At 42.0% G+C, this 23861-nt stretch carries 24 protein-coding genes; 11 read left to right on the top strand and 13 right to left on the bottom strand.

All coding sequences use genetic code 11. The features are described 5' to 3' along the window. Positions 1-26 precede the first annotated feature (26 nt). The 12 genes from AACU33_RS15365 to AACU33_RS15310 all read right to left on the bottom strand — a co-directional run bounded on the left by AACU33_RS15365 (position 27) and on the right by AACU33_RS15310 (position 14600). A complete protein-coding gene (locus AACU33_RS15365; RefSeq protein WP_339376033.1) occupies positions 27-3446 on the bottom strand; it encodes a hypothetical protein in 3420 nt (1139 codons plus the stop codon). A 25-nt stretch (positions 3447-3471) separates the two neighbouring features. After that, entirely contained in the window at positions 3472-6528 is a 3057-nt protein-coding gene (locus AACU33_RS15360; protein WP_096589519.1) for a baseplate J/gp47 family protein, read from the bottom strand. An 81-nt stretch (positions 6529-6609) separates the two neighbouring features. Further along, positions 6610-7032 carry a GPW/gp25 family protein gene (locus tag AACU33_RS15355; protein ID WP_096589518.1) on the bottom strand — a complete coding sequence of 141 codons (423 nt, stop codon included), beginning with the start codon at positions 7030-7032 and terminating at the stop codon, positions 6610-6612. 72 nt (positions 7033-7104) lie between these two features. Then, positions 7105-7383 carry a PAAR domain-containing protein gene (locus AACU33_RS15350; protein ID WP_096589517.1) on the bottom strand — a complete coding sequence of 93 codons (279 nt, stop codon included), beginning with the start codon at positions 7381-7383 and terminating at the stop codon, positions 7105-7107. Between the two features lie 22 nt (positions 7384-7405). Beyond that, the gene (gene vgrG / locus AACU33_RS15345; protein ID WP_096589516.1) at positions 7406-9148 is read right to left on the bottom strand and encodes a type VI secretion system tip protein VgrG; all 1743 of its coding nucleotides are present in this window, start codon (positions 9146-9148) and stop codon (positions 7406-7408) included. A 2-nt stretch (positions 9149-9150) separates the two neighbouring features. Beyond that, positions 9151-9819, bottom strand: a complete 669-nt coding sequence (locus tag AACU33_RS15340; protein WP_096589515.1) for a CIS tube protein — start codon at positions 9817-9819, stop codon at positions 9151-9153. Positions 9820-9822: 3 nt separating this feature from the next. After that, positions 9823-9984, bottom strand: a complete 162-nt coding sequence (locus tag AACU33_RS15335) for a DUF5908 family protein (RefSeq protein WP_339376032.1) — start codon at positions 9982-9984, stop codon at positions 9823-9825. 3 nt (positions 9985-9987) lie between these two features. Then, a complete protein-coding gene (locus tag AACU33_RS15330) occupies positions 9988-10434 on the bottom strand; it encodes a phage tail protein (protein ID WP_096589514.1) in 447 nt (148 codons plus the stop codon). After that, complete coding sequence (locus tag AACU33_RS15325) at positions 10434-10874, bottom strand: phage tail protein (protein ID WP_096589513.1); 441 nt, start codon at positions 10872-10874, stop codon at positions 10434-10436. Before AACU33_RS15325 ends, AACU33_RS15330 begins: the two co-directional genes overlap by 1 nt. A gap of 110 nt (positions 10875-10984) precedes the next feature. Beyond that, positions 10985-12922, bottom strand: coding sequence for a phage tail sheath family protein (locus tag AACU33_RS15320; RefSeq protein ID WP_096589512.1), 1938 nt, complete (start codon positions 12920-12922; stop codon positions 10985-10987). A 12-nt stretch (positions 12923-12934) separates the two neighbouring features. Continuing rightward, the gene (locus tag AACU33_RS15315; protein ID WP_096589511.1) at positions 12935-13951 is read right to left on the bottom strand and encodes a hypothetical protein; all 1017 of its coding nucleotides are present in this window, start codon (positions 13949-13951) and stop codon (positions 12935-12937) included. A gap of 79 nt (positions 13952-14030) precedes the next feature. Then, complete coding sequence (locus AACU33_RS15310; RefSeq protein ID WP_096589510.1) at positions 14031-14600, bottom strand: DUF4255 domain-containing protein; 570 nt, start codon at positions 14598-14600, stop codon at positions 14031-14033. A gap of 788 nt (positions 14601-15388) precedes the next feature. Here AACU33_RS15310 and AACU33_RS15305 point away from each other — a divergent pair. Next, the gene (locus tag AACU33_RS15305) at positions 15389-15601 is read left to right on the top strand and encodes a hypothetical protein (RefSeq protein ID WP_339376031.1); all 213 of its coding nucleotides are present in this window, start codon (positions 15389-15391) and stop codon (positions 15599-15601) included. Here the strand turns inward: AACU33_RS15305 and xisF are convergent. Next, positions 15598-17148 (bottom strand): fdxN element excision recombinase XisF, encoded by a 1551-nt coding sequence (gene xisF / locus AACU33_RS15300; RefSeq protein WP_096589509.1) that lies wholly within the window; start codon positions 17146-17148, stop codon positions 15598-15600. The two genes, AACU33_RS15305 and xisF, sit on opposite strands and share 4 nt — an antisense overlap. Here xisF and AACU33_RS15295 point away from each other — a divergent pair. From AACU33_RS15295 to AACU33_RS15250, 10 genes are all read left to right on the top strand, one after another. Beyond that, the gene (locus tag AACU33_RS15295) at positions 17131-17460 is read left to right on the top strand and encodes a nitrogenase component 1 (RefSeq protein WP_339376506.1); all 330 of its coding nucleotides are present in this window, start codon (positions 17131-17133) and stop codon (positions 17458-17460) included. The two genes, xisF and AACU33_RS15295, sit on opposite strands and share 18 nt — an antisense overlap. 95 nt (positions 17461-17555) lie before the next feature. Beyond that, on the top strand, positions 17556-17900 hold the full coding sequence (locus AACU33_RS15290) for a Mo-dependent nitrogenase C-terminal domain-containing protein (protein ID WP_096589508.1): 345 nt from the start codon (positions 17556-17558) through the stop codon (positions 17898-17900). A 157-nt stretch (positions 17901-18057) separates the two neighbouring features. Next, positions 18058-19482 carry a nitrogenase iron-molybdenum cofactor biosynthesis protein NifE gene (nifE, locus tag AACU33_RS15285; protein ID WP_096589507.1) on the top strand — a complete coding sequence of 475 codons (1425 nt, stop codon included), beginning with the start codon at positions 18058-18060 and terminating at the stop codon, positions 19480-19482. Beyond that, entirely contained in the window at positions 19482-20801 is a 1320-nt protein-coding gene (gene nifN / locus AACU33_RS15280) for a nitrogenase iron-molybdenum cofactor biosynthesis protein NifN (protein WP_096589506.1), read from the top strand. The genes nifE and nifN overlap by 1 nt, the downstream gene beginning before the upstream one ends. A 130-nt stretch (positions 20802-20931) precedes the next feature. After that, complete coding sequence (gene nifX, locus AACU33_RS15275) at positions 20932-21345, top strand: nitrogen fixation protein NifX (protein WP_339376030.1); 414 nt, start codon at positions 20932-20934, stop codon at positions 21343-21345. Continuing rightward, a complete protein-coding gene (locus AACU33_RS15270) occupies positions 21342-21818 on the top strand; it encodes a NifX-associated nitrogen fixation protein (RefSeq protein ID WP_096589504.1) in 477 nt (158 codons plus the stop codon). The genes nifX and AACU33_RS15270 overlap by 4 nt, the downstream gene beginning before the upstream one ends. A gap of 116 nt (positions 21819-21934) precedes the next feature. Next, positions 21935-22153 carry a CCE_0567 family metalloprotein gene (locus AACU33_RS15265; RefSeq protein ID WP_096595263.1) on the top strand — a complete coding sequence of 73 codons (219 nt, stop codon included), beginning with the start codon at positions 21935-21937 and terminating at the stop codon, positions 22151-22153. Then, positions 22150-22467, top strand: a complete 318-nt coding sequence (gene nifW, locus AACU33_RS15260) for a nitrogenase-stabilizing/protective protein NifW (RefSeq protein WP_096589503.1) — start codon at positions 22150-22152, stop codon at positions 22465-22467. The genes AACU33_RS15265 and nifW overlap by 4 nt, the downstream gene beginning before the upstream one ends. 10 nt (positions 22468-22477) lie before the next feature. After that, positions 22478-23278, top strand: coding sequence for a HesA/MoeB/ThiF family protein (locus AACU33_RS15255; RefSeq protein ID WP_096589502.1), 801 nt, complete (start codon positions 22478-22480; stop codon positions 23276-23278). A 142-nt stretch (positions 23279-23420) separates the two neighbouring features. Beyond that, complete coding sequence (locus tag AACU33_RS15250) at positions 23421-23792, top strand: HesB/IscA family protein (protein WP_096589501.1); 372 nt, start codon at positions 23421-23423, stop codon at positions 23790-23792. Positions 23793-23861 lie beyond the last annotated feature (69 nt).

Below are 23861 nucleotides of genomic sequence, written 5' to 3'. Positions count from 1 at the left end.
ACACTTCCCACACTCCCTCATCCCCCCTATCCCTCATTGCTGCTACCTAAAATTGTGCGTCCCAGGATGAATTTACGTTGGTTTTCACCGCTGTCGCATTCGCGGATTTTTTCTTGTGGGTAAACATTTTTAACTGCAAAGAGTTTCTGAATAAAGTTTCGCAGTTTTTCTTCCCTATTGACCTTTTCTACACCTGCTTTCAAGTAAATCCAATCGCGATATAATTTTTCGAGTTCAGCCATATTATCTTTGTCAATCCAGCAGATTTTTGGCAAAATGTGGGCTGGGGTTTCTTCGCGAATTACTTGTTCGGTAAATCGTCGAAAGTTCATATTGCGGAAGCGATCGCTATAGGCAGGTAAGATAATATTGATGCGGTAAGAATAGGGATCTGTCTCGTAACAATCGGTACAGTTTGATGTGGGACAAATCGGCAGAAACGGATCGCTATTTTGTTCTGGTCGCAGGAGAATATTTTCAATTAAATACATCCCTTCATCGCTATAATTCTCCTTGAGGTAGGCTATTAGTTCATCGATCGCCTGGTTCATTTCGGCTTCGGTGGAGAAATATTCAATCCGTCGAGCTACGATCTCTCCTAAATCGTTAATAATATTGAAGTAATGTCTGCCGTCTGTGGCTACTTTGCGTTGGTATCCTGAAGGCAATAAAGCGCAATGAATCGCCTTTTCCATTGCTGTTTTAGCCTGTTCTCTAGTGTCGTAATTCTTACTACTGCTAAGAATAATTTCTAAAGTCTCTCGCTGGCGAATGCGAAACCGAAATTCATTCGTAGGTTCTTCATCCAATTCTGCGTAAATATCGTAAGTAATTTCACTAAGGTTTCTGCGTTTATCGTTACGAATATCTAAGAGTTTGGCTAATCGTTTCTCTAAGCCAGATACATTGTTTGTATTCCATAAATCAGTATCTTGTTTGAGATTGTAGTTATAAGCTAGCGATCGCTCTTGGCTAACGGTCGGATAATTTGAGAGAAACTCACATTTAGAACGAATTATCCTTTCGGGAGTCTCACCAAACGCAGAATACATGATGTTGACAAAATCATGGAAGCGTTCAGCAAACCGAGAAATTAAGTGGTCGAGAAACCGATTGCGGCGATCGAAACCTGTAGCTATTTCGCGATCGCTATTTTGAGTTTGCAGAGTCTCTATGACATTGTTTGTAGCGTAAATTTTGTTGTAATCGGCAAAGGTGTTGACTACCTGATAGAAATAAGTTTGCTTCAGTTCTGGATTTAGCGAAAACAATTCTTTCACATGACTCAGCTGTGCTAAGTAGTTCGCCATTATTTGATCAAAGAACAGCAGATAGGCTTTTAATTGATAAGCTAGTGCTTTACGCTTGTCGTCTGCTGTGCTGCTTAAGCCAACGTCGCTCAGTCCATAAATTGCGGGAAAATGATTTTGAAACGAATAGTAATTGGCTAAATCTCGGTAATTTCCCAAGGGAATAGGTAGGTCATTTGTCATCTCGGTTGCAGATGAAACGGCTGATGGCGTATTGTTAGCATTACCAGGGACTACAGGCATATTCCGCTTGTAGAAGACTAAGCGCGATCCGCTAGAGTTCAATTGTGCTTTCTTCCCTGCATCAACCGGAATCACCCATTTATTAACTAGAGGAACTTGATTACCTTCCGGGTTGATGACAATATCTCGAACCGCCTGTACTCCCTCAATATCCATGATGATACTGATGATATCCGATAGGCGAATTTCCTCGCGTAACTCTGCGTTTTCTAGTTCGTCGTCATCAATAAAACCGTTGTCAAGTACAGGCCCGTCAAAAATTTCCTCAACATTATGGCGTGTCAGCATTTCACTGAGAGTGTAAAATCTCACCGATGGCGAAAGATATTGCTGCACTTGCGACAAAATGGCAGCATTTACTTTTGTGACATCCGCATCAGGAGTTAACTCCAGTTCGGCACATAACTGAAAAGACTGGATTTCTACTTCGGTAAAATGAACAAAGTCTTCACAAAGATTGCGATTTGCGTGTAATCGTTGTTTCACATCTCGGATTGCATTGTCTTTCTCACTCTGTGGGATCTTGTCCTCGTAATCAATAATCACATCGTACAATCCCGCAAGCGTGACTTTTTTGATACTTTGCAAAGTAGCAGTGGTTCGTAGAGGGTGATAACGGCCAATTTCCAGCCGATAGACATCATTCAACAATAATCGATTCAAGCGATGGTTAGCTGCATTTAATTGTTGTTGTAGTGCGATTAAACCCACTGTTGAGGGAGACAACGCAACCCCGGTAAATCGCGGTTCCTCGTAGATGGAATCTCCTTGCACGATCTGGTTTAAATCCTGTATGAGTAGAGTATGCAGCTTTTGTGCTTCGGAATCTGCGCCTGGATATTTAGCTAATTCCTGTCGAGTCACATCCCGCAATTGGGCGAATAAATAGCCTGAAACCGGATCGGGAGATGTTTGTTTTAACTTGGCTGTGAATGATGGTAAATCGAGAATATTTTCAATTGATAAATGATAACGGGCGATTGACTCTGGATAGATATCTTCCAAGATTAGTCGATTTAGGCGATCGCTAATATTTTCTGTCTCTCGCCCTGCGACTGTTGCCTTGTAGTATTGTGCAATTAATGATTGAGTTGCTGTAAACTCCTTCACCCATTCCTCCCGATAGAATGCATTTTCTGGAATGATGAGGTTGAGATCCCGCACCAATAGATTTCGCAGTGGCGCTGCTTGAGATTCTAGTCCTTTGTAAGTAGCCAATGCCTGCCCAGTATCATTTCGCAATAGAGACAGCACGTAGCTTGAAAAAGTATCGCCTTGAATGATGCGGTTGAGATCGTATACCAGTTGGGTGTGCAATGGTTCGGCTTCTGGATCTGCACCATCGTAAGCTAATAGCAATTTTCGAGTTGCATTTGATAGTTGCGCCAACAGATATCGGGAAATCGGATCGGGTGAATCCTGCTTTAGTCTAGCGGCGAATAATGGCAGGTTAATGAGTTCCTCAGCATATAATGTGGGAGTTCCCAACAATTCCCCCTTTTCCACATCAGCATAGTATGACTGTATTGCTGATTTTACCCAAGCATTTTTCACATTTGGCAGATCGATTAAGAGCTTGCGATAATCTAATGTTGTCAAAGCCCGATTGGGTAGGATCTGACGTGCTGTGAAGAATTGCTTCTTCATTTCCTCAGCATTATTAGTTTCGCTTGCTAACAGATCTGCGATCGGAAATGATGCGCGATAGCTTAAATCTGTGAGGGCGTAACATAACAACTCAAGAGTGGTAATCCCCGGATCGTGGACGTTATAATCTGTCCAGATTTTGCTAGATAATTGCTGTACGTGCTTTAGCCCGATCGCATACAACTGTTCGTAATCGAGCGCTAATTCTTGATTGTTTTTCTTAGGAATAGTAAGTTGAGAAAGCATTTTTTACAATTTAAAATTAAAATTACTAAGTTACTGAATTAATAGTATGATTTTTATCGGCGACGAGAATTGTATCGGGCGTGTAGGGTTGCACCTCATTAATGTCAGTATAGTTAATAGTTTCTCCACTAAAGCTATACATTTTAAAATCGGTTACATAATCGACGTAAGATAAATCTTCCACAAAATCCAACAGCACAGATTTATAAACTTTTCCTCCAAAAGAAATATCGCGATCGCGATTGTAAGCCCAAGGAGATAAAAACCGGATAATATCCTGCTCTAGTTGATTTTTGTAAAAATTAAATTCATATTCGGGATAAAATTTGACTTTAAAATCCACCTTAATTTTTTGATAATTGGGATTTTTTACCTTTACACGTACCTGCATCCCGGCTCGTTTTTGGACATAGGTAGTAATGCGACTAATAGTATCAGCATCTACTTTTGGCTGTAGTATGTCTATGGCATTTTTATTTTTGAGATCGGGAATAACTACGATGAGAACATGGCCGGGAGCCAGCCATGACTTTTCGCTAGCGTGGGGAATACATTTCACCTTATGCACTTTAGGAAAGGCGGCGAGAATTATCCGTTCGTAATCCCAAGGGCTAATAGCACGATTTTTATGGCGCAGTCGTTCGGAAACGCGGGTATAAAAACTGTTGTCACTCTCCACTGAACTACCGCCAAAGGAAGCATAAGGTTGTTTCACTGCTTTAATTGCAGAAATTCCGGTTTTAAGTTTGGCGATTTTACTGGGTTCTAAAGCTGTCGAGAGATGATTGCGATCGTTTCCTCGATCTACAAATTGTACTTCCACTGCATTGGCTGCAACATCAATTAGTTGAGAAACAGCATTTACATTGTTTTTAATCGCAGCTTTAATCCAAATAAAATCCCTTGGCAAAATCGTGTTTTGAGTCGTCGCAGTTAAGGGAATCACAAACTGAATGATACCGCTAGTTAGTAGTTGATTTGTCGTATCCAGCACTACCTCAGAACGGCTCAAAAGTTGCCAATAATTGTCACACAGTACAAACCAATCTAGTTTTTCTGTTGGCAAATCTGGATCGGCGCTACCTTCTGCAACCTGGAATAGTACGCTGACACTATCACCCGGATTGAGATTATTCAACCCTATTAATAATTCTCCAGCATAGTCATAAATTGGCAGCAGTGGTATAGCTGTTGTGAGTTTGAATTTCTGACGTTGATAGCCATGCTCTCGCATCTGCCCAAAATAGCTAATGTGGAAGAAGTGAACATCAGGATTAGCAAAATCATTCAGTTCAGTAGCAGCGATATTTACTGTATCAGAGTATGCTTTATAGGCAAGCGAAATACTTTGAATAGCAGGGGTATAAGGTTCGTTTAATATGATTAAATCACCTTGTCTTCTACTATATTTCATGACATATTCTACATACTTCTTGCGATAAATATCATGCAAAAAATCTCGCTCTAGCGTGAAAGCGATCGCGCCAATTTGAGGTTCGGGGAGAAAAGTTTGATAGGAAGTTAAAACAGGTTTTTGCAATACAAAACTCTTGGCGTCATCAAGCGCCCAAATTGCATTCATTGTATTCAGTGCATAAACTTTCATCCCCTCCGTCACATCAATGGATTTACCAGCACTGCTACGAGTGAAGGTAAAAGTCTGTTCAGATGCAGCATTACTAGAATTAAACAGTGGCTTGTCGTTGTTGTATGTCCAATTTCCACCATCTCGAAAAGTAACGTTGGCTGTAAAAGAATTGTTATCGATTGATTCGCCATAGTTACTGTAACGGTCGGAAAAGTTTTCTGGTGCATCTTTCCACTGAACTTTTAAACTAATTTCCGACAATTTTTTAGTCAATGCTTCCGCATAACCTACAAGAAAGCGCGAACCTTTAGATGGTTGGGGAGTGAATGGTAAAAATACTTTTTTGGGATCGAGCGTGCCACCATCACTTTCTAAATGAAGCGAAGTAATTTTCGAGACTTCGACAGCAACCGCAGCATTTGTTATAGTAAAGTTGAGAAAATTTTTATAGCCAATTTTGGGATTATTTGCTTTTAATAAAACCTGAACAATTGGTGCTTGAGCATTATAAAAATAGCCATGAATGGTAGGATTATAATCAATTACTGCTTTTTCAGTTACAGGCACAGTAAACTTTAACGTCAGCACATTGTCCGGGCTTAAGCTAGAAGATACCGAGCAAGATAGCCAACTCTTTTCACCAGTAATGTATACGTCAAAAGCATTCTGAAGTGATAGATTATTGAGTTGCGTTGAGTCTACATTATTTAATTGCAGGGATACAGTAACTTGACGATCGCCTTCTTGCATCCGCAGTACCGGAGAGGCGATCGCAAATCCTACCTCTGCTGGCGGTAAATTCGGATTACCAAACCCAAACCACTTTGGCTCATTACCTATGATTTTTCCGCCCAAGCCATCCGAGGAATTAGCAATTGGCGCGTAGCGAATCGTACCATTTCCCAGGCGATCGCAATACACAGAACGCAAAGACTCAACTTTCGCAGCATTAATTACAGTTTCCCGCGTTGGTGCATAAATTAATTCCACATTCGTCGCATCTTTCCCCGCCGAGAATAAATGTTCCGGTAAAATCCGCACTGGTGCGACATTCTTTTTAAGTTCTAGTAGCAAATGTACTTTATCCGCGATCGCCGCTTTTGGTTGCAGCTGCAATACATCTTGATAATAAAAATCTAGATGGCGAGTCGTAATCTTGTTAATTACACTCTGAGGCTGTTTGTAAAGTTCTAGAAACACTAGAAACAAAGCCAGATGTGGAGAAGTATTTGCTTCTTCACTTTTTAACAGTGACTCAATAGCAGCTTCATCAGGAAAAAAATTACTCCAGTTACCAACAGGCGTTGAGGGATTATTGCGATAATAGTTAACGAACTCTGCAAATGCTTTAGTCAACCGCAATAAATCTGGCGTTGTCAACTCATCTACATCAGCAAAATGTATCCCCAATTCTAAAGACAAGCGATCGTCTTGACTTTGCCCTAGTTGGAAGATGAGATTTTGGATAATATCTTGTGGTTTGTCATTTGTCATTTGTCATTTGTCATTTGTCGTTTGTCATTGGTCATTTGTTATTTCTTCCCACACTCCCCACACTCCCCACACTCCCCACACTCATCTCCTAAGTTCATTACCATCAGTGGTACTAAAGGGATAAACGAGGTTGTAACGCGAGTTGGTAGCTCGGATTTTATATTCCATCACGATGCTGATTCTGCCTTCGTTTTGCGCGGTTGTATCTAAGTCTAAGGTCAACAATTCGATTCTGGGTTCGTAGATCAAAATAGCTATTTTTACCCGATCTACTATGTATGTTTTCATCGTGGTACTCATCGGCTCAAACAGCATTTCTTGCATATCAAGTCCGTATTTAGGATTGAGAAAACGCTCGCCGATCGCAGTCCCAAAGAGAATTTTCAAGCTAGATTGAATATCTGCTTCATCTGCTGTCATCACGACTTCGCCAGTTTCCAGCACAAACTCTGGCGGAAAACTCCAACCATTACCCAAAAAAGACGTATAGGTTAGCTCTGACATAGCGGTTTATGTTTGAGGGTAGAGGGGGATGAGGGAGTGTGGGGAGTGTGGGAAGAAATGCCCAATGCCCAATTAATTAATAATCACCGTTGGTTCGCCCACAACTGCCATTGCTCCACATATGCAGGTATCTGATGTGCGTAGTGGAGGCCTCCCCGCAATTAACACCGTTGTGCTACCCAGTGTAAAAACACTTGTGGTAGGTTGATGGCTGTTAGGGGGTAAGGAACAAATATGTGCGTCGCCTGCTACAGCCGCCGGTTTGCCACCAATTAGGACATTGCTGACTCCGGGGCCGACAATAGTACCACCGTGATTGCTGAGATCGCCAACTCTTGCTGCTGCTGACATAGTATTAATTGAATAAATTAATTTAGTTGATCTGCACTAATCCGCCTTTGATCGTGGTTGTGGCGGTGCTGGTTAATTCTGCTCCTGATGTTCCTTCTAGTTTCAGGTTGGTTCCTCCTTTGGCGCTAAATGCTGTTCCTGACTCAACGGTCAATTCTGTTTTGGCTTTGAGAGCGATCGCTTTACTGCTTTCTATTTGAATCCCCTCTGAATTCATGCTAATTTTGTTACCGTTTTGGTCTTCTAGCTTGATGGCTTTGTCTTCTTCGCTTAAGGTCAACTTATTGCCTGCTGGTGTTTCTAGCTGCATCACCTTCTTCTCATCGTGAAAGTAAAGTTTCATTTTTGACCGACTTTGATACACTTTCTCGTGATTCTCATCCGAGCCTTTTAGGGGTGCGGCTTTGGCGCTACTATGCAGCATTCCTAAAATGACTGCTTGGCGAGGATCGTCATTTAAAAAGCCCAGCACTACCTCATCCCCGATTTCGGGACGGAAAAAGAAGCCGCGATCGCTACCAGCATCAATTGTTGCTACCCGCGCCCAAGTACCGTCTTCTTCCTCATTGACTAATGGCATTTTCACGCGGACTCGGTGTTCGCCATCGGGGTCTTCATTACTTACGACTACGCCAATCTGCAAGCCGTTTATCCCTGGTAGGAGGGCGGCTGCTTTGGGTGCAGAAATAGTATTGTCTTCCTCTAGCCATTTTTCCACACTGCCAAATTGGATGTGGGTTTTCCAACCTTGCACTAGGTCGAAGTCGTGACGCACCCCCGTGACATATACGTTACCGTTGTAGCGATCGCCTACACCACTCAACGTAACTACATCCCCAGGATTCACCGTAGCTATACCTTCGCACTTCACCCGCCCACTGACTTTGCTCATTTGAGATTTGAGCCATTGAGCATTCGCCCAAGCCTGTGCCTCTTCTTCACTCACGGCTATATGTTGCAGCCGATAGTAATCTAATGCCGCCACACCCGCTAAATCGTCAATGCTGTAGTTCCCCGGTGCTTTGAAGTTGGGGTCTGTCGCCTCTTTTTCTAAGACGCTTTGTTGCGCAGCATCCCAGGTCAAGCTTTTGACAGCATTGTATTGAAGGCGGGCATCGATTTCTGCATCGAGTTCCAGAATTGTTGCCCCAAATTGCAGGTTACAAACTGGAGTTCCCGCCAAAGCAGGTGCTTTTACTTGGACGCGATCGCTATTAGTAAACACTAGCTTGCCATTCGCCTCAGCTCGCGCCAGCAAAAAATCCCAATCTGAGCTGTAATATTGCACCTGTTGTTTATGGGTGACAGATGTACTCTCCACATCCCCATTAATTCCCGCCTTGGATAACAATGAACTCATAATGTCGCTGTCAGGTTGATCAAAAAAGTAAGCGTTCTGACGACCAACAGTGAGCTTGAATGCTGGATGACGGCATTCGACGATTAATTGCGGGGCGGTGTGTTCCCGGACTTTTAATTGCTGGCGAATCGCAATCCCTTTAAACAAAGAGACTGGATCGCTATCTTTACCAGCGAGGATTTCCACTGCTGTGCCGGGAATCAATATATCTTTGTTGCTCAGGGGAAAATCACTAGCAGCAGCCGATCCATCCAAATACACCAGGCGGGCGGCAGCGATTTTATTCGCCGCTTTAATGACATACACTCCTAAGAGCTGATGCTCTCGCGCCACGGCTTTCCCATTCACCTTGATGGTAAATTCACGATGTGCGGCGGGAATCGGTAAAGTCCTGGTTTCTGGCATTGCTACTTCTCCAAGGGGGGAAAGACAAGTTTGCTACCGGGGGAGAGGTGGCGGAAGTTGGTAATCTGATTAGCACGAGCGACTTCCAGATAATAATTCGGATCGCCATAAACCTGATAGCACAATCCCGGCAAGGTATCGCCTGCTTTCACTAAGCGAATATGGGTGAGATCCGGTGATTGATCTTGAGCGATCGCCTGACGGGTTTGATCGTCAGAATTATCGGTAAAATTGGCGGTGATGACAGCTCGTAACGGTATGCCATTAGGCTTAAATAACTTGTAGGCGATGGAGGCACTTTTGAGGACACAGCGCTTTACTTGTAAAGTTCCCCACACTACCTTTAAGTAATTTGGTCTGTGGATATTGCCGTTGTAACCAGTCACTGTCTGGAACTGCGCGATTTTCTGCTGAACATCAACTAAGCTGCCATTAGCACCCGTACCATCAATAAAGAAGGTGAGGGACATATCCCCTGGCTTCAACTTCTTGAAGTTCATCCGGCTGTTAGTTGTACCCGATCCTTGGGCACTATCGTATTCCATTTCATACGATAAAGTAATTTCGTTCGGGTTGACATAGGCAGAGAATTCCGCGATCGCTTGTCCAGAATAATCAGGCTTTTCAAAAGCTTTTATTACCAGCTTCTCTAGTGTCCCCCTATCGCTCATAGTTTAGCGTTCTTCCTTTTGTTTGAGGATGTCAAGTACCCGTTCTACACATTCGTTAATGATGGTTTGCTTGTCCTCTGTAGCCGGAGGTGCTGAGGCTGCACCACCTGAGGCTTGGTTAGTGACTTCCACAGAAATCACGACTTCATCGACAACTATCGGCATAATTTAGGATTTAACTAAGGTGAAATATTGATAAAAGAACTGTAGGCTTTCAATGACCACTGTATTATTGGAAGCATTGAAATCGCTGACCGACCATTTAGTTGGGTAAGCATTGACCACATTCCACGTCAGCAGAGGTTGGTGTTCTTCATTCAGTAATTTGATGAAGATATTTTTGGGCTGAATTTTGTAGTCTTCCAAACACTGACGAATCCAGTTAAGAATCTCTGAATTTACCAGTAATCCTCGTTTCAAAATCAATTCCGGGTATTTGGTGCGGGTAGGATATTTCTGAATAAATCGGTTTTCTCCTCCTTCAGCGATTTCTTCCGTACCCATTTCTACAGATAAACCACTAACTTCTGTGAACTTTACGTCATTATCGTTGGCAGACAAATCCTGCACTTCAACTTTAAAATGAAACCCAACTGGCGGATAGTAATTAGCCATTAGTCATTCTGAATTTCTAAACCTTCGTGAGCAATTTCTAGAGATTCAATCGCTACTTCATTACCAGTAGCTTTCAGTTGCGGCCCTTCTAACTTTACGGGAAAAGCCCGACTTACTTTCCAACTCATCACTGGTTCGTGTTTTTCGTTCAACAGACTAATAGTGAGGTCTTTTCTGTCTACCTTACTCAGCTTCATGCCACTAATTAGCCATTGAAAGAATTTGTTATCGCTTTGCATAATGCCGCGTTTGAGAGTGATGTTGTTGAACTTTCTTAAACCTGGCATTTTGATAGTAGAAAATTCTGGAAAATCACCTGCACGATATTCAATCATTTGATTTTCTTGAGTTAATCCAGAAACTTCAGTAAAGCCAAGTTGTTCCGTGCCAAATTCCACACGGAAGTGAAAAACAGGTAAGGGATAGAGTTTATCAGCCATATTTTTTGTCTCTGTTGAGTTTGAGCGATTTAAAACCTAGCGAGTATAGGGGCTGGGGAGTGTGGGAAGTGTGGGGAGGAAGGGAAGAAATGCCCAATGCCCCATTCCAATCAAGAAGTCTGCAATTTGTGCGAGAACTTCAAGATAATAAATTCTGCCGGACGCACTACCGCCATGCCAATTTCTACGTTCATTCGACCTTCAAGAATGTCTTGGGCGGTCATGGTAATACCAAGTCCACATTTAACAAAAAAGGCATCTTTGGGAGTTGCACCGGCTAACGCGCCTTCCCGCCATTTCTGAGTGAGATAATTTTCGATCATCCCTCGCACTTTCACCCAAGTATTGGCATCGTTCGGCTCAAACACTGCCCAAGAAGTAGATTTCTTGACTGATTCTTCCACCATATTGAAGAACCTGCGCACAGAAATGTAGCGCCACTCATTGTCGTTTCCTGCCAGAGTTCTAGCGCCCCAAACTAATGTTCCTTTTCCTGCAAAAGCGCGGATGGCATTGATAGATTTCCCTGCATTCACATCTACATTCAAATCATCTGTTTCTTTTTCGTCAAAGTTATAATTGGGTTCGATTACGCTGGCAAGACTAACATTAGCTGGTGCTTTCCATACACCTCGCTGGTTATCAACTAAAGCATAGATACCAGCAATAGCACCGCTAGGCGGAATGACAGTTGCTGTGTCATTGATACCTTTAATGATGTTTTGATAAATCGGATAGGTATCGTATAAATTTTTATCGTAGGTACTAACGTATTGTGCAGAGCCTGAAACAAAGCTGTTGATAGCTTCATTAATGATGGTGAAGTTTTTATTGATGTTAGGCAGCAGCGCATCAGTTTTTTTGTCATCAGTATCTGCTGTGGCAGGGATAGCTGTTGTTGAAGCGGCTGGTGATGCTGTTGTGAATATGTTGCCCCATTCGGTGGCACTAGGATCGGGATCGATATTCCATTGAGGTGTATAGTCTCCGCTGACTTTTCCATCTAACTCTTTTTCATTACTGATTAATTCACTAAACGCATTTTTCAGTGAATTAGCGATCGCGGCTTGAATATTTGCTTTCAGTGCATCCCCTTTCACTCCAGTAGTAGCATTCAGAAGATCGTCAACAATATCAGCTAATTGAAACAGAAATTGAAAGATCGCTTGCATATTAGCAGGTGTCTTATTGTTCTTATAGGTTGTGAGTACTGTATCGTATTTAGAATTTATCGATGGAGCGCCTGCTAGACCTGCTGTTATCTTGGCTTTAACTGTATCTACATCTGTTAGTGCATTCTCTAACTTGGCGATTATAGCTTGTATGCCAGCATCAGTTGTTAGCGAACTTAAGGTGACAGTTGCAGCCCCTTTTTGAATTACATTTCTTACATCTTTATAGGACAAGTTTTTGCTATAATTCACCTTCAACCAAGGAGTATAAGCAGCACCATATTTGAGATTATTAATGCCGATTTTATCTCGGAAGGAAATTCCATTAGGGTCATCGTTGCGAGTATCCAACACAGCTACGCGATCGCCTAGACTAGCACATTGATTTAGGGCCTGTATTTGCAAGTATCCTAATTTATCGGCATCTAGTCCAGCAGCATCAGGAAACAGGATAATGGTAGGCTCATCGTATTTTTTGAGAGCATCTATACCAGCTTTCAATTTATCGCGATCTATGGATTGTTGATAACTCCCTACAGAAACTACATAGCAATTACCACCGCCATTATCAAAAAATAGCCTCATGCTATCGTAGAGATAATAATTGTTCGTAAAACTAGAATTGATGAAATTATTTTTTTCATCGATTACTACTTGAGAAATATTAATATTCGGTTCTTTGCCGAAATAGGTCTCAAAATCTAGCAGTGAATTGATTTTGGTGGGGATGTTGAGTAAGTCATTATCCGAGAGTTTAGTTGCTTTAGCTGTATAGCCAATAAAAGCCGGAATGGCTGTTTCCACCTCTGCTATAGAAGGAGGAAAAACCGAAATCTCTTCGACGTATACACCTGGGGTTTTTTTGACAGTTACCATAGTTTTGCGTGTTTAGGGTTTTGGTTTTGTAAGTTGGATAATTAGATCGGCATTTGTGCGATCGCCACTAGGTTGAGGTAGATGGGGAATCAGTATCCTTTCTTCGACTTCTCCATCTTTTTGTTGCAAATGCCGTAACTGAATTTTCTGGCGCGCTTTTTCTTGGCGTGGCAAGGGTGTTTGGGATTTAAACAGAGCAATTTTGGCATCGCCATTACCAAGCAGGCTAGGGGAAATGTCTTCATCAGTGAAGTCAGCAGCCAGAACTTTTGTGAAGTTGATTGGCGATCGCCCTTCTTCTCCCCCATCTGCAACCGCTAATTGTTCAATATCTGCATCTGAGTAGTTCTTGCCTACGACGTAATATTTCAACGTTTCTTCTTTGGCTGCAAACGAGAGGGTAAATGCGCGTGGGTTGGTATAAAAACTATCGGCGATTGTAATTGCCAACACACCGAAAATTCCTTCCCGCTGTAATTCCAGACTGGAATAATAATTAACAGTTTTTATACTTTCAGAATCAGCCTCAGTGACAGTATAGACGCCCGCCGTTTGCCCATTCAGATCGTAAGTAATGTTTGCGCGGTCATCAGCGATCGTATCTGTTTGCAGAATCTGACCGTCAGCATTCTTCAGCATCACTGTCAGAGGTCGTGTTGTATTGCTCAGGGAATAGCTGAACACTCGTCCTACCAAAGTCACTGGTATTCCTCCATCCAATACTTCAGGGTTAGTAGCATTGGTATAAAGAGGGTGGAATGAATTGGTATTAAAATCCAAGTCGGTGAAGTTGCTAAAAAAAGGATTCAGCAATTTCAAGCCGATGCTTAGAGTCTTTCCTGTGAGTTGAAACTCAGGCTCATCTGCTGCAAACAGAACATACAAGATTCCCTCGCGGATCTTTGCGATCAGTTTGCCGTTTGTCAGTAATTGTGCGCTATCACTAGGGATGATAAAACTAAAATCTTTACAGCCCTGAAGATAGTATTTATGAGATATGCTGACCGTGAATAATGTACGAAATTGCATGACCACTGAGAGCCTCACAGACTCGACGATAGTATGCAGGTAATAGGCTGATTGTCAACAATAATACTAAAACCTAATATTATTGACCGTGAAGATTTGTATTGATTTCTAGGACTGGTAGCTGAATAGAACTTGGCACCATACCCTGAATCGCAACCATGCGTACCTTATAGATTACCGATGGTAGTTGTTTACCACCAATAAACGCCCATATTTGGTTCAAGTGTTCGTAGTTGAGGGTTTGCAGTTCTGTCGTCAGTTTTTCAATGCGTGGATCGAGGGCAGGATATTCTACCGAAGTAAAAGCCGGATGGGACTGAAAATACGTCAACACATACGATAAATACTTCAGCGCTTGTTCGTAGACTTTAAAGTTAGCCGCAAATAGCACATGCAGATTAAGTTTTAATTCTGGTTCTAAGACTATATGTTGTCCGTTGCTGTAAATGTGTTCGGGAACCTGGGATTTGAATACTCGCTCCTCTTCTATATTGATAATCGAAGCTGCAATGGTATCTAGCTCAAACGCATATTTGCCTTCCTCATTCACCAACTTACTCATCTCCACCTTGACAGTGTCTAAACCTGTCTGAGTCAGTAAGTAAGTATTTAATTCATCTGTGAGAAACTTCAGTGCAGTATCTAACATAGTGTTGGCTGTGTTGCAAAAACTGGGATTATCTAGTAAAAAAGCAGAAAATACAAGTCAACTCCTTTAGAAAATTCAAAATTACAATTACCATAAATTCCGGGGCTTATATTCTTGTCTTGTTCGGTCAAATATTTGCATCACAATATGGAACAAGTTGATAGATTAATCAAACGCTTGGTCAAAATAGAGAGAATACAAATAAATTTTGCATAATCAAGTAAATGCCTTTTCTGCCATTAATTTGTGGTAGATTATGCCAAATTAATAGAGCAACAGAATGTTATTTTGTGGCATCACAAACATTCAGAAGTTTTATTAAGCTTCTGAAATTACCAAAATAATTTCTTGGTAATGAAGGAATACCTACGCAAACTAAATATATTTGCGTAATCTCGCATTTACTTTTTCGTCAGAACAGCAAATTTTTTTAAATATAAATTTTGAAGCAGCGATTATACGCTTATTTAGGATTATAGGGAATCCTAGCAGTACCTCTCTGATTATTTAATAAAAAAAACCTTAAGAATTCTACGAAATCTCTTAAATGATGGGTTTGGTTTGATGAGCGATCGCTCTTGCACTGACTAGCTCCCCGACTTCTAAAAGAAGTAGCCCACAAAAACCCGAATATGGTGGGCAATGCCCACCCTACAGATACTGCAATTATGATACCGAGCATCAAGTTTTACCCTATTATTTGCAAACAATTTTCATTAGCAAATAAAATACGTCACAGCGCTTTCTATCCAGAACTAAGCGGTTGATTTTTACTACATAAAAAAAGCTTGCAGTTAACAGAAGTTTTTATTTTTTTCGCTATTTTAAAAGTAATGATGGAGCCGCTGCAAATGAAACGATGTGAAACACTAGCCGAATTAGTTGCACGAACAGTGATTGAATTTGAGCAACGGGAGCTAGAACTACAAAAAGCTCAGATGCATCAGATAAAGCCACAGAAAAAATCTACTAAGCAGCGTAAATCTAAAAAAGTTGCTTAATGTAGGTATAATAGTTCAACTCCTGTCACCAGGTTGCCATCTACCACTATTCTTTTGATACAACCTTTAAGTAAAGCTTGTTTATCTTCTGGTTCCAAACCTTGCCAATATCTCTCATTTGAGAATGCAAGCACAATTCTTTCTTTAGCTATTAAATATTGTTTAGATGCGTTATTGTTCGTAGCAACAGCCGTTGCTATCTGCATCCTAATATCTTCTTTAGCTTTTTCAATTGCTGGATTTGATGGTAATGCTTCTAAAGTATTTAAAGAAGCCCTGAGTGTTTTAATTTCTGGCGATTCTTCGGTAGAATCAACTGTTTGTTCTACTAGTCCTGCTAACCTTTCGGCTTCACGAATTAGATGGTTAATTACTTGTTTTTCTAATTCATCAGAAGCAATCATGCGTCCGTTATCACAAGCACCAGTCCGATAAAAACTGCATTGATAGTGATGACGGACAAAGCCTTTGCGTTTAACCAATTTCTTGCACTGGCGACTATAAGCAGCACCACAATGAGCGCATTTAACTAAGTTGGCGAAAGGGTTAACATATTTTTGCTCGGTAGCCCATCGGTTATTGCGGTTCTCACGAATCGTGGCTTTGATGCGTTCGTGTTCCTCACGGGTAATAATCGCTTCATCCTCGTGGGTTTCCCAGGTAACTTCCCATTCATCGAAGGGTTTGCGATGTCCTTTAGGACGAACCATCACATTATATGGTGTCCCACCTGCATATATAGGATTTACGAGTATAGAGCGTAATCCAGAAACCGACCACTTTAATCCTGTGTGCGGATAACGCAGATTTAATGCACCTCCACGAGATTTGTTGATATTCTCTAGTACGATTTCTTCTGATTCTTCTAGGCGGTTAATTCTGGTATCAGTGGCTTTGGGAATAGCATTTGCTTGAATACCGAAAGTATCGTGCAGTACTTTTGCTGTTTGAGACACCGTACCTACGGCGAAAAATGTATCAAAGACAAATCGCATTAATTGCGATCGCGTGAACTCTCTCTTACCTTCAATTAAACAAACACAAGGACGATCGTCTCGTTTGTATTTGTCATCCTCAACAATATACCCCAATGGTGCATTCCAGTGAGGTTTTTTATTTTCTTTGCGGGTGTCGCGCTCTTTTTTGACTCGCATTGCTAGCATTTTCACCTCATATTTAGATGCTGCTAGTCGCACATCGATTGTTAACTCACCACCAATACTCGATAAATCGAAAGGCTCATCTAGCGCATAGGGCTGTATACCTTTCTTTTTTAACGCATCCATCAACCGATAAAAGGTCATTGATGAAGATGTTAAACGGTCGATGCGAATAAATAACAACTTCGATACTTTCCCAAGTGCAGATGCATTAATATCTTCAATTAACTGTAAAAGACCTTTACGGCGATCGCTAGTACGGCTTTCTACGTCGTAATATATGTGCGTTGCACCAGCATCACGCAACCGCCGCATTTGCTTAATTAACGCGCCTTTATCTTCCGCTTGCTCATCTGTTGAAACCCGTGCATAACCCCAAACGTCCATATATCAACCCATAGAAGCGTTAGCTTAATTTTACTCGATCGCCAGCGCATTAGTTCTCTTCTGTTCACCGAGCCAGTAGACCTGTTAATCGGTAATTCCTACGGTAAGTACCTGTGGCGCGATTGCAAGGTTCCCCTAGTCAGAATTGGCTATCCCATCATGGATCGCCACCACCTGCACCGCTACAGCACCATCGGCTACCAAGGTGTAATCAACCTCCTCAACTGGGTTGTTAACACAATCTTCGAGGAAATCGATCACAACACCAACATTCCTTCTAAGACCGATATTTCCTACGACTTGATTCGTTAAGAATCACATTCACTCGCGACGTGTCTAAAAAGTAAAAAGTAAAAAGATATTTCTTTTTCACTTTTTACTTTTTCCTCATACCTGAAGTATTGATTATGGAAACTATCACGCGCAATCACTCCCATTCTCACCCTCACCCTCATCCTAACTATCATCCACCTAACTATAAACGCTCTGGTACTTTTGATATCTTGAATCCTTTGCGTCGGTTGGTAGATGGAATTGCAGTCAAAAATGCTCGCTTTGCCCATTTAATTTGTCAAGTCATACCTTGTTGTTGCCCCTTCGAGCGCAATATTAATTTATTTGGGCGGACTTACCATATCCCAGCATTATGCAAACTCAATCCGCTATATGACGAGTTTGTGATGTTGCGTTTTCGCGCCCTCTCTTACCTTGCGGATGAATGTGGAGAGGATGTCACCAAATACATTTGTTAGAAATTAGTTGCTACACATTACCCATTACCTTTAGTCAAGAGTCAAAAGTCATTGGTCATTAGTTATTAGTTATTAATTATTAGTTATTGGTTATTCAAATGACAAATGACGAAGGACAAATGACAAATTACAACTGCCATCCAAAAAGAGAAGAGAGATGAAAATCACCCAAGGCAAAATTAACGAGCTGCTTAGTGAGCCAGGATGCGAACATAATCAGCACAAACAAAGCGAAAAGAAAAACAAGTCTTGCGCCCAACAAGCGCAACCAGGCGCGGCTCAAGGCGGTTGTGCTTTTGATGGCGCAATGATTGCTTTAGTACCAATTACTGATGCGGCTCATTTAGTTCACGGGCCGATCGCTTGTGCTGGAAATTCCTGGGGAAGTCGTGGTAGTCTCTCTTCTGGCCCCACACTCTACAAAACGGGGTTTACCACTGACTTAAGCGAAAATGATGTAATCTTTGGTGGCGAAAAGAAGCTCTACAAAGCCATCCTCGAAATACATAAACGCTACAATCCAGCAGCCGTATTTGTCTACGCTACCTGCGTGACTGCTTTGATTGGTGATGATATTGATGCTATTTGCAAAACTGCGGCAGAAAAAATTGGTACTCCAGTGATTCCGGTAATTGCTCCGGGATTTATTGGGAGTAAAAACTTGGGTAATCGCTTTGGCGGTGAAGCTTTGCTGGAATATGTAGTTGGTACAGCAGAACCAGAGTACACGACGCCCTATGATATTAACTTAATCGGTGAGTACAACATCGCCGGCGAAATGTGGGGAGTGACGCCACTGTTAGAAAAATTGGGCATCCGTGTCTTATCGAAAATTACAGGTGATGCTCGCTATCAAGAAATAACCTACGCTCATCGTGCCAAGTTGAATGTAATGATCTGCTCGCGCGCATTGCTCAACATGGCCAGAAAAATGGAGGAGCGTTACGGTATCCCTTACATTGAAGAGTCTTTCTACGGCATCGATGACATGAACCGTTGTCTGCGGAATATTGCTGCCAAATTGGGAGATCCCGATCTGCAAGAACGTACAGAAAAGCTAATTGCCGAAGAAACTGCTGCCCTAGATTTAGCTTTGGCTCCCTATCGTGCCCGCCTCAAAGGCAAGCGCGTTGTCTTATATACTGGCGGTGTCAAGAGTTGGTCAATTATCTCCGCAGCAAAAGACTTAGGTATAGAAGTTGTCGCCACCAGCACTAGAAAAAGTACAGAAGAAGACAAAGCCAAAATTAAGAAATTACTCGGTACAGAAGGCATCATGCTGGAAAAAGGCAATGCTAAAGAACTGCTGCAACTGGTGAAAGATACCAATGCCGATATGTTAATTGCTGGTGGTCGTAACCAATATACAGCCCTCAAAGCCCGGATTCCCTTCCTCGACATTAACCAAGAACGCCACCATCCGTATGCAGGTTATGTGGGAATGGTAGAAATGGCACGAGAACTGTATGAAGCTCTCTATAGCCCAATTTGGGAACAAATCCGCAAGCCTGCGCCTTGGGATGAGGAAACAGGGTTTTTCACCGCGTCTGATGAAACCGGCTTAGTAGAAGAGGTTAGCTAATGGCGATCGTTACTGCTCCCAACAAACCAGTTACAGTTAATCCTTTAAAGCAAAGCCAAGCTTTAGGTGCATCTTTAGCCTTTTTGGGATTGAAGGGAATGATTCCCTTGTTTCACGGTTCGCAAGGTTGTACTGCTTTTGCCAAAGTTGTGTTAGTACGGCATTTTCGGGAAGCAATTCCCCTAGCAACTACAGCCATGACAGAAGTAACTACCATTTTGGGTGGTGAAGAAAATGTGGAACAAGCAATTCTCACTCTGGTAGAGAAGTCCCAGCCAGAAATTATCGGTCTATGTAGCACTGGGTTAACAGAAACTAGAGGCGATGACATAGAACGTTTCCTGAAAGAGATTCGGGAACGACATCCAGAATTGGATCGCCTACCAATTATCTTTGCTCCGACACCAGATTTTAAAGGTGCTTTGCAAGATGGCTTTGCAGTTGCTGTAGAAAGTATCGTTAAGGAAATTCCTCGACTTTGTGCAACCAGAATTGAGCAAGTGACAATTCTGGCTGGTTCCTCTTTTACACCAGGGGATATCCAAGAAATCAAAGAGATGGTGACTAGCTTTGGGTTAGTTCCCATCGTTGTACCCGATTTGAGTGCTTCCTTAGATGGACACTTAGAAGATTCTTATAGTGCGATTACAGCTAGCGGAACAACTGTTGCACAACTCAAAGAAGTTGGCGGTTCAGCCTTCACGATCGCACTTGGTGAAAGTATGCGCGGTGCAGCGCGAATCCTCCAAGAACGGTTTGGTATTCCTTACGAAGTTTTTGGTCAACTCACAGGATTAGAGCCTGTAGACGAATTCCTCCACGCCTTAGCCGTTCTTAGCGGTAACAGTGTCCCTGAAAAATATCGCCGCCAGCGTCGCCAACTGCAAGACGCAATGTTAGATACTCACTTTTATTTTGGTGCTAAACGCGTATCTTTAGCTTTAGAACCAGATTTGTTGTGGTCAGCAGTGCATTTCCTACAATCAATGGGAGCGCAAATTCATGCTGCGGTGACAACAACGCGATCGCCTCTTTTGGAACAACTCCCCATCAAAAGCGTAACCATCGGCGATTTAGAAGACTTTGAAGACCTAGCAGCAGGCTCAGACTTGTTGATTGGCAATTCTAACGTCGGTGCGATCGCAAAGCGTCTTTCTGTTCCCCTCTATCGTTTAGGAATCCCTATTTACGATCGCTTAGGTAACGGTCAATTTACCAAAGTCGGTTACAGAGGCACAATGGAGCTTTTATTTGGTATGGGAAACCTCTTTTTAGAAGCAGAAGAAGAGAGAGTTAAACACTTTCATGGAGATTGGTAGGAGTCAAGAGTCAATATTTATATACTGTTGACTTTGGACTTTTGACTCTTGACCAACAACAAATGACAAAGCGCAAAGTCGGAGCGTCGGCTTCCGGCGATCAGAACTTTGTAAGAGAGGACAAATAAAAATGAAAATTGCCTTTACGACAAGTGACCGAGTTCATATTAATGCTCACTTCGGATGGGCAAGACAAATTGAGGTTTATGAAGTCTCAGATGAGGGATATTCATTTGTTGAGACTTTGACCTTTGAAGGCGACCTCAAAGAAGATGGTAACGAGGATAAAATCACACCAAAATTGGCAGCGCTAGAGGACTGCACAATTGTTTATGTATTAGCAATTGGTGGTAGTGCTGCTGCTCGTTTAATTAAAAAAGGTGTCACCCCAATTAAAGCGCGATCGGAAGAAGAAGAAATCGTAGAAGTGTTAACTAAATTAGTTCAAACACTCAAAGGTAATCCTCCACCTTGGTTGCGTAAAGCTTTAAAGCAAAAAGACACAACCTTTGCCGATGAATTAGAAAATGAAGCAACAGTATGAGCATAGATAATAGCCTTAACGGTACTGCTAGCAGCACAGTAGTAAACTCACCTTTCCTGAAAGCGATCGTGCAACAAATTCGCGGACAAGATACTTACGGTACTTACCGTAATTGGGCAGATGATTTAATTCTCAAACCCTATGTTGTCACCAAACAAAAGAAACGCGAAATTCCTCTAGATGGTGAAGTAGATCCCCTGACTAAAGCTCGGATTATGGCATTTTACCGGGCTGTAGCTGCTTGTATTGAAAAAGAAACAGGTTTAATTTCTCAAGTCGTAGTTGACTTAAGCCATGAAGGATTTGGCTGGGTACTTGTGTTTTCTGGTCGTCTTTTGTTAGTAGCCAGAACCTTAAGAGATGCTCATCGCTTTGGTTTTGATTCCTTAGAAAAAGTTGCAGAAGAAGGAGCCAAACTCATAGAAAAAGGCATTGATTTAGCAAAACGCTTCCCGGAAGTTGGCAAGCTTTAATATTCATAAGTCTTGAGTCCTGAGTGAGAATTTAAACATTAGGAATTATGTATTGCATAATTCTTAACTTTGTACTTATCACTCAGCACTCAGCACTTTTTAATAAGGAGAGGCTGATGGTGCAAGCAGAAGATAAAAGTATTGAGGAGCTAAAAGGTAAGATCAGACGCCTCAATAGTAAAGCAGGTCAAATGAAAATGGATCTGCATGACTTAGCAGAGGGACTACCAACAGACTTTGAGAAACTAATGGATGTTGCAGCTGAGACTTATGCCATCTATCGCGAGTTAGATGAACTTAAGAAACAGCTTAAAAAAATGGAGAAGGGTCAATGAGCAGGACTATTGATGAGTTCAAGCAGCTCGTAGATGCAGAGGAATTCTTTCAGTTTTTTAACCTGCCCTACGACCAAAAATTTGTGAATGTAAATCGTCTACATATTTTAAAAAAATTCTCTCAATTCATGAGAGAAATTGATGAGAATTCTCCCGATTTAAGCGCAGAGGAAAAACTCAATCAATATGCCATAGCTTTGCAAAAAGCCTATGAGGTATTTATCGAATCAACACCTCAAGAACAAAAGCTATTTAAGGTGTTTAACGATAAGCCAAAAAATGTAGTCAAGCTGACAGAAATCACTTCTGATTAGGAGGTAAAAAGTGGTAAACCTGACGCCTACCGAATTAGAACGCTATAGTCGCCAAATGATGCTCCCTAACTTTGGCGAACTAGCTCAGAAGCGCCTGAAGTCAGCGACGGTTCTGGTTACAGGTGTGGGGGGATTAGGCGGTACGGCGGCGCTTTACCTAGCAGTAGCGGGCGTTGGGCGACTAATCTTAGTTCGGGGTGGAGACCTGCGGCTAGATGATATGAATCGTCAGATCCTCATGAGTGACGATTGGGTAGGTAAGCCAAGGGTATTCAAAGCTAAAGAAACTCTGGACGCGATTAATCCTGATGTCCAAGTCGAAGCAATTCATGATTACATCACCCCAGAAAATGTAGATGAGTTGGTACAGTCAGCTGATATGGCTCTTGACTGCGCCCACAATTTTACCGAACGCAATTTGTTGAATGCAGCTTGTGTGCGTTGGCGAAAACCAATGGTGGAAGCAGCAATGGATGGGATGGAGGCTTACCTGACTACGATTATTCCTGGTGTGACTCCTTGTTTATCTTGTCTGTTTCCAGAAAAGCCTGATTGGGATAGGCGTGGATTTTCAGTTTTAGGCGCTGTTTCTGGGACATTAGCTTGTCTAACGGCTTTAGAAGCGATCAAGTTGATCACTGGTTTTAGTCAACCGTTACTGTCACAACTGTTGACAATAGACCTAAATCGGATGGAATTTGCTAAACGCCGTTCTCAGCGCGATCGCTCTTGTCCAGTATGCGGTAACAATGCGCCCTGGAGATACGCGCAATCAGGTTCTATGGAACCCACCAGTAATTGCACAAAATGATCGGCTTATTTGCACCAAAATTATTAGTCATTTGTTTTCTGCCATTTGTAATTACAAATGACCCATAACAAATGACTAATGACAAACAACAAATACCCCACCTGTAAACAGAACACCTCATCGCTACAAATCAGGAGAATTGATGACTGTAACTTTGACAGAAAAAGCCGAATTTCGTCTGCGGGCGTTCTTAGTCGCTTCTGCCCCCGATCCTAATGGTGCGACTAAAGGCGTCCGCATTTCTGTAAAAGATGGTGGTTGCAGTGGCTATGAATATGGAATCGATATTACTAGCAAGCCGCAACCAGACGATTTGGTAATTGAGCAAGGCAAGGTGTTACTTTACGTTGATGCGAAAAGCGCACCGTTATTAGAAGGAGTTGTGATCGATTTTATTGATGGGGTAATGGAAAGCGGCTTTAAGTTTACCAACCCCAACGCAACTGAAAATTGCGGTTGTGGCAAGTCCTTCAAAGCTGGTGATTGCACGCCTAATGGTGTACCTTGCAGCTAAACTACAACACATTTAAATTGCATCATCATTTCATCCGTTTTTTGTTATGAGTCATTAGTTATTTGTAAT

This window comes from Calothrix sp. NIES-2098, from assembly GCF_963875125.1.
In the GTDB taxonomy this organism is placed as follows: Bacteria; Cyanobacteriota; Cyanobacteriia; order Cyanobacteriales; family Nostocaceae; genus Aulosira.
The sequence above is the reverse complement of the archived record's forward strand: the minus strand, read 5'-3'. Positions and strand labels throughout refer to the sequence as shown.

Coding starts and splice junctions, on each gene's coding strand:
- AACU33_RS15365 (WP_339376033.1), bottom strand. CDS start 3,446: ATGCTTTCTCAACTTACTATTCCTAAGAAAAACAATCAAGAATTAGCG.
- AACU33_RS15360 (WP_096589519.1), bottom strand. CDS start 6,528: ATGACAAATGACAAACCACAAGATATTATCCAAAATCTCATCTTCCAA.
- AACU33_RS15355 (WP_096589518.1), bottom strand. CDS start 7,032: ATGTCAGAGCTAACCTATACGTCTTTTTTGGGTAATGGTTGGAGTTTT.
- AACU33_RS15350 (WP_096589517.1), bottom strand. CDS start 7,383: ATGTCAGCAGCAGCAAGAGTTGGCGATCTCAGCAATCACGGTGGTACT.
- vgrG (WP_096589516.1), bottom strand. CDS start 9,148: ATGCCAGAAACCAGGACTTTACCGATTCCCGCCGCACATCGTGAATTT.
- AACU33_RS15340 (WP_096589515.1), bottom strand. CDS start 9,819: ATGAGCGATAGGGGGACACTAGAGAAGCTGGTAATAAAAGCTTTTGAA.
- AACU33_RS15335 (WP_339376032.1), bottom strand. CDS start 9,984: ATGCCGATAGTTGTCGATGAAGTCGTGATTTCTGTGGAAGTCACTAAC.
- AACU33_RS15330 (WP_096589514.1), bottom strand. CDS start 10,434: ATGGCTAATTACTATCCGCCAGTTGGGTTTCATTTTAAAGTTGAAGTG.
- AACU33_RS15325 (WP_096589513.1), bottom strand. CDS start 10,874: ATGGCTGATAAACTCTATCCCTTACCTGTTTTTCACTTCCGTGTGGAA.
- AACU33_RS15320 (WP_096589512.1), bottom strand. CDS start 12,922: ATGGTAACTGTCAAAAAAACCCCAGGTGTATACGTCGAAGAGATTTCG.
- AACU33_RS15315 (WP_096589511.1), bottom strand. CDS start 13,951: ATGCAATTTCGTACATTATTCACGGTCAGCATATCTCATAAATACTAT.
- AACU33_RS15310 (WP_096589510.1), bottom strand. CDS start 14,600: ATGTTAGATACTGCACTGAAGTTTCTCACAGATGAATTAAATACTTAC.
- xisF (WP_096589509.1), bottom strand. CDS start 17,148: ATGGACGTTTGGGGTTATGCACGGGTTTCAACAGATGAGCAAGCGGAA.
- AACU33_RS15290 (WP_096589508.1), top strand. CDS start 17,556: ATGGAAACTATCACGCGCAATCACTCCCATTCTCACCCTCACCCTCAT.
- nifE (WP_096589507.1), top strand. CDS start 18,058: ATGAAAATCACCCAAGGCAAAATTAACGAGCTGCTTAGTGAGCCAGGA.
- nifN (WP_096589506.1), top strand. CDS start 19,482: ATGGCGATCGTTACTGCTCCCAACAAACCAGTTACAGTTAATCCTTTA.
- nifX (WP_339376030.1), top strand. CDS start 20,932: ATGAAAATTGCCTTTACGACAAGTGACCGAGTTCATATTAATGCTCAC.
- AACU33_RS15270 (WP_096589504.1), top strand. CDS start 21,342: ATGAGCATAGATAATAGCCTTAACGGTACTGCTAGCAGCACAGTAGTA.
- AACU33_RS15265 (WP_096595263.1), top strand. CDS start 21,935: ATGGTGCAAGCAGAAGATAAAAGTATTGAGGAGCTAAAAGGTAAGATC.
- nifW (WP_096589503.1), top strand. CDS start 22,150: ATGAGCAGGACTATTGATGAGTTCAAGCAGCTCGTAGATGCAGAGGAA.
- AACU33_RS15250 (WP_096589501.1), top strand. CDS start 23,421: ATGACTGTAACTTTGACAGAAAAAGCCGAATTTCGTCTGCGGGCGTTC.